The 3704-nt window shown below is 66.4% G+C and carries 3 protein-coding genes and 1 pseudogene; 3 read left to right on the forward strand and 1 reads right to left on the reverse strand.

Annotated features, from left to right (window positions below):
* Positions 1-262 precede the first annotated feature (262 nt).
* From QOI01_RS14830 to QOI01_RS14840, 3 genes are all read left to right on the forward strand, one after another.
* Entirely contained in the window at positions 263-463 is a 201-nt protein-coding gene (locus QOI01_RS14830) for an Mtp family mycobacterial-type pilin (protein ID WP_526382138.1), read from the forward strand.
* A 438-nt stretch (positions 464-901) separates the two neighbouring features.
* On the forward strand, positions 902-2119 hold the full coding sequence (locus QOI01_RS14835) for an FAD-dependent oxidoreductase (protein ID WP_526382134.1): 1218 nt from the start codon (positions 902-904) through the stop codon (positions 2117-2119).
* Entirely contained in the window at positions 2116-3219 is a 1104-nt protein-coding gene (locus tag QOI01_RS14840) for a methyltransferase (RefSeq protein WP_526382136.1), read from the forward strand. The genes QOI01_RS14835 and QOI01_RS14840 overlap by 4 nt, the downstream gene beginning before the upstream one ends.
* Here the strand turns inward: QOI01_RS14840 and QOI01_RS14845 are convergent.
* Positions 3216-3704 (reverse strand): annotated as a pseudogene (locus tag QOI01_RS14845) (flavin-containing monooxygenase); the annotation flags it as partial. The gene QOI01_RS14840 and the pseudogene QOI01_RS14845 overlap by 4 nt on opposite strands.

Here is a 3704-nt window from a genome sequence, read left to right on the forward strand (position 1 = left end):
TTGGGCACCGCCGTCGTGGGTGGGTTATCCACTCCCCGCGGGTGGTTCCGACGAGCTGACCCTGCATCGCGAACAGCGCACCTGCGCTTACCGCGTCACAGCTCGGACGGACCACCACTGAAGGACCAGCCTCAGGTGATCCACCTGAGGCGACGCCCAGCGACTTATACGATCCTGGCCAGGTTAATACGAAGCCGCCGAGGGCATCTGGTGGGGCATGAAAGTAGTCATGAAACGAGGAATCATAGGGTTTGTAACGACGATGTTGGTGTGCGGAGGTTTGGGGCTGGCGTCGGGTACCGCCCAAGCCGAGCCCGGCTTTGGCCCTGCGCCGCGGTACCACTGGTGCCCAGGGGAATTCTGGCGCCCGGAATGGGGCTTCAACTTCGACTGGAATACTTGCCACGATGATCACCACCGCGATGGCGACGGCGACAACCACAACAACGATTTTCGGGGGTAGGTCTGCGCCGATGATCGGCGCCCGTCGGTGGTGAACCCGTCGGGCCGACCCTGGTTTGGTGTTCCATCACCGCCCCCCAACGCCGCGGTCGGCCCGGCCTCGAAACACCCTGAAGCCGTGAGCAAGCAGTCGGCCCGCCACCTGGGAAGGGCGTTTTCAAGGGGTCGTTGCAACACGGGTGGCTGGCGATGAGTCGGTGGGTGGTTTTGCGCAGGACGGTCACGGTGGTCCTTCGGCCCCTTTGTTGAATCACTCGCGGATTCACGAGGCGCGAGCCTAGAGCAGCCCGCGGGCATCGACGTTGGTGCTGCAGATTGAACCGTATCGAGGCCCGCGCCGTGTCATTGGCGGGCGCATCCGCGGTAATACAACCGTCCGCGGCGGTGACCTCGAGTCGTCGCTAGCGAGCGACTTCCGCATCACTAGGACACGACATCAATGGACAGACACCTTCGGATCCTCGTCGTGGGCGCCGGCGTCGGCGGAATCTCGGCGGCTCGGGGATTGTTGCGCGACGGGCATGACGTCACGGTGTTCGAACGGCGCCCAGAGCTCACGGTCGGCGGTGGCGCCGTGACCATATGGTCCAATGGCGCAACGGTGCTGGGGCAGTTGGGCGTCGACCTGACCGGAGCCGGTCAAGTGCTGTCCACTTTGAGAGTGCTGACCTCCACGGGTCACCTCCTGGCCACGTTCGATCTGACCGCGATGGCGAACCGGTTGGGTGCACCCATTCGGATGATCCCACGCCGAGTGTTGCTCGAACGACTGCTCGAAGACTTTCCTTCCGAGCGGATCCGATGCGACTCCCGTGTGGTCGGAGTGGTCAGCACCGACGGCAAAGTACGGGTCGACTTCGCAGACGGCAGTACCGCGGCGGGGGATCTGGTGATCGGTGCGGACGGTCTGCACTCTGCGATTCGACCACTCGTCACACCAGCGGAGGCGCTACCGACCGGGTGGTGCAGCTGGCAGGGACTCGTCACGCTTCCGGACATCGCCGACACGAACGTCGCGGTGAACATCATCGGCCGGCACGGAAACCTCGGTCTGTGGCCGGCCGGAGGTGCAGAGCTGCAGTGGTGGTTCGACCTGCCGTGGTCGGCCGACGACGCCAGACCGGCGCGTCCGATCGATGTGATCCGCGCCCACTTCACCGGTTGGTCCGACGCCGTCGACCGCGTGCTCGCCAGCCTCGGTGACGACGACCTTGCCCCGTCGCCGTACCCACACTTTCGGCACCCCATACCCCGCCTCGTGCGCCACGACGCAGTGACGTTGCTCGGCGACGCCGCCCACACCATGCCGCCATTCCTCGCACAGGGCACCAACCAAGCGCTGCTCGACACGATGGTGTTGTGCGAGGCGCTCTCGGAGCTCGGCACGGACATGGACGGCGCTGGCACCGATGTCTCGCATGCGCTGCGGTCGTACGAGAACAGGAGGCGACGCAGAGTCGGCGCGGTGTCGTGGCTGGCCTCGCGGCAGGTGTCGCAGCGGGAGTTCGTGCTGCGCCCGGCCGCGACGATTCCCGATCGTTTGGCCAACTCGGCCCTGACGACGTTCCAGCGCGCGGTGAGCCACCGCTGGATGTGTGCGCGGATCAGCCGCGACCTGGCCGTCGCGTCGCCCGCTCGGTCCGCTCGCCGGTCATGACCAGCTCGTCCGGTTCGACTGCCGCAGTGCCGCCCGCCGCGTTGGCGCGCGTGGTCGAGCGGATCCGGCACCACCTGTACCGGCTTCGCCAACGGCTGCTTCCCGTACCCGCGGCCATGATGGAGATGATCGTCGAGACCTGGGCGTCGCAGGCGATCACGGCAGCGGTCGAACTGGGTATCGCCGACGCCCTAGCCGATGGGCCACTGTCGGGCGATGAGTTGGCGGCGCGGGTTGGTGCGAACGTCGATGCATTGCAAAGGCTGCTTCGGGCGTTGATCGGCCGTGGCATCTTTCGTCGACGCCGCGACGGCCGCTATGAGTTGAATCCCCTTGCCGCCACCCTTCGTTGCGACGCACCCGCGTCGATGGCGTGGGCTGCGCGCTTCTACGGGTCCCGAGAACAGCGGGAACGCTGGACGTTGCTGGGCGATGCGGTGCGCACGGGCAGTTCGGTCGTTCCCCGACTGCGGGACATGGACAGCTTCGACTACTTCGCCGAGCAGCCCGAGCTCGCCGAACTCTTCGACCGCACCATGACCAGCGTGTCGCAGCTGACCGACGCGGCCGTGGCCGCTGGCTACGATTTTGCCGCCCACCGCACCATCGTCGACGTCGGTGGTGGGCACGGGGCGCTGCTGGCCGCCATTCTTGCGAAGGCGCCAAAATCGCGGGGCGTTCTCTACGACCTACCGCGGGTGCTTTCCGGTGCGCCGAGTGTGTTGGGCAAACACCTTGCCGCCGAACGGGTTCGCCTCGAGGAGGGATCGTTCTTCGACAGCGTGCCGAGCGGCGGTGACGCGTACGTGTTGAAGAATGTCATCCACGACTGGCCAGAGGACAAGGTGCGACGGATCTTGCGCAATGTGCGCGCGGCTGTCGGGTGCGGAGCCACGGTCCTGTTGGTCGAGTTCGTCATTCCCGAGCACGACCGTGACGATCCTGGGAAGTGGGTCGATCTGGAGATGTTGTTGAATCTCGGCGCCCGCGAACGCACGGCGGCCGAGTACCGAAACCTTCTCAGCGAGAACGGATTCACGATGACACGGATTGTTCACACTGCGTCACCGCTGAGCGTGGTGGAGGCCAGGCCCAGCTAGCGACGCGGACTGGGCGCAACGACCACGGGGCATGGCGTCGCCAGGTAGTCAGCGACCTGACGGGCCAAAGGAGCCGAACGGCGTCGGATCGCACGCAGTGGACCGTTGGGTGGGATGCCGTAGCCGAGGGCGAACAGCCCGTCACCGAGCTCCGAGGCAAAACCCCCGTACGGTGCCCCATGCTCGTCGAGCACGCCGAGGTGGCCGACCATGCCCCCGAGATCCATGCTGAAGCCTGTCGCGGCGATGATCACCTCTGGCGCGATGGCGCCGGCGTTGGCGAGGATCACCCGGCTGGGCTCGAACGCTTCGACCGCCCCGACGACCTCGACACGACCGGCGCGCACCGCATCGATGAGCCCGTCGGCCAGCGTGGGGATGCGGCCGCTGGCCTCGACGGTGGCCTTGAGCCCCTGAGGTGGTCGGCCGAATCCGTAGCCGGACAGATCACCGACGGTGAGCCGCTGCAGCCGATCGATCACCGG

The sequence above is a fragment of the Mycobacterium sp. genome, assembly GCF_032162605.1.
GTDB lineage: Bacteria > Actinomycetota > Actinomycetes > Mycobacteriales > Mycobacteriaceae > Mycobacterium.

Bases quoted from the DNA above. Each gene is read 5' to 3' on its own strand.
- QOI01_RS14835 (WP_526382134.1), top strand. From the start codon at position 902: ATGGACAGACACCTTCGGATCCTCGTCGTGGGCGCCGGCGTCGGCGGA.
- QOI01_RS14830 (WP_526382138.1), top strand. From the start codon at position 263: ATGTTGGTGTGCGGAGGTTTGGGGCTGGCGTCGGGTACCGCCCAAGCC.
- QOI01_RS14840 (WP_526382136.1), top strand. From the start codon at position 2,116: ATGACCAGCTCGTCCGGTTCGACTGCCGCAGTGCCGCCCGCCGCGTTG.